Origin of the sequence: Nocardia sp. NPDC049190 (assembly GCF_040648115.1) — a bacterium.
In the GTDB taxonomy this organism is placed as follows: domain Bacteria; phylum Actinomycetota; class Actinomycetes; order Mycobacteriales; family Mycobacteriaceae; genus Nocardia.
Genome location: NZ_JBEZDE010000112.1, coordinates 1 through 1,658 on the forward strand (window position 1 = coordinate 1; position 1,658 = coordinate 1,658).

1 rRNA gene is annotated in these 1,658 nt (G+C 56.3%); it reads right to left on the reverse strand.

Features of this window, described 5'->3' with window-relative positions:
- Positions 1 to 1,332 (reverse strand): 23S ribosomal RNA (locus AB0B25_RS32120); the annotation flags it as partial.
- Positions 1,333 to 1,658 lie beyond the last annotated feature (326 nt).

Genomic DNA, 1,658 nt, shown 5'->3' on the forward strand with positions numbered 1-1,658 from the left:
CTTCACCCGGCACACGACGCTCCCCTACCCATCCACACAGGCGTTGGCCCTATATGTGTGAATGACACGACTTCGGCGGTACGCTTGAGCCCCGCTACATTGTCGGCGCGGAATCACTTGACCAGTGAGCTATTACGCACTCTTTCAAGGGTGGCTGCTTCTAAGCCAACCTCCTGGTTGTCTCTGCGACTCCACATCCTTTCCCACTTAGCGTACGCTTAGGGGCCTTAGTCGATGCTCTGGGCTGTTTCCCTCTCGACCATGGAGCTTATCCCCCACAGTCTCACTGCCGTGCTCTCACTTACCGGCATTCGGAGTTTGGCTAAGGTCAGTAACCCGGTAGGGCCCATCGCCTATCCAGTGCTCTACCTCCGGCAAGAAACACACGACGCTGCACCTAAATGCATTTCGGGGAGAACCAGCTATCACGGAGTTTGATTGGCCTTTCACCCCTAACCACAGGTCATCCCCCAGGTTTTCAACCCTGGTGGGTTCGGTCCTCCACGAAGTCTTACCTCCGCTTCAACCTGCCCATGGCTAGATCACTCCGCTTCGGGTCTTGAGCGTGCTACTCAATCGCCCTATTCGGACTCGCTTTCGCTACGGCTTCCCCACACGGGTTAACCTCGCTACACACCGCAAACTCGCAGGCTCATTCTTCAAAAGGCACGCAGTCACGACTGAATGTGCAAGCACATACAGCGACGCTCCCACGGCTTGTAGGCACACGGTTTCAGGTACTATTTCACTCCGCTCCCGCGGTACTTTTCACCATTCCCTCACGGTACTATCCGCTATCGGTCACCAGGGAATATTTAGGCTTAGCGGGTGGTCCCGCCAGATTCACACGGGATTTCTCGGGCCCCGTGCTACTTGGGTGTCTCTCAAACGAGCCGTTGATGTTTCAGCTACGGGGGTCTTACCCTCTACGCCGGACCTTTCGCATGTCCTTCGCCTACATCAACGGTTTCTGACTCGTCTCACAGCCGGCAGACTGTGAAAGAGAGATCCCACAACCCCGCATGCGCAACCCCTGCCGGGTATCACACGCATACGGTTTGGCCTCATCCAGTTTCGCTCGCCACTACTCCCGGAATCACGGTTGTTTTCTCTTCCTGAGGGTACTGAGATGTTTCACTTCCCCTCGTTCCCTCCACACTGCCTATGTGTTCAGCAGCGGGTGACAGCCCATGACGACTGCCGGGTTTCCCCATTCGGAAACCCCCGGATCAAAGCTTGGTTGACAGCTCCCCGGGGACTATCGCGGCCTCCCACGTCCTTCATCGGTTCCTGGTGCCAAGGCATCCACCGTGCGCCCTTAAAAACTTGGCCACAGATGCTCGCGTCCACTGTGCAGTTCTCAAACAACGACCAGCCACCCATCACCCTGATCCACAAGGAATCAAGTTCACTGGGGCCGGCACTGAAGACATGACCTTACGGCCGTACCTTCAGGACCCAACAACGTGCCAAGCACGATCCCCTCCACCTCACTGTGTTCCACGCCGAAGCAGTACTTACAGAGGGTTTTGGAAACCGTGCCAACTAATCAACGTTCCACCCATGAGCTGACCGTGCAGAACGTTTGTCTGCAATCGGTACTGTGCTCCTTAGAAAGGAGGTGATCCAGCCGCACCTTCCGGTACGGCTACCTTGTT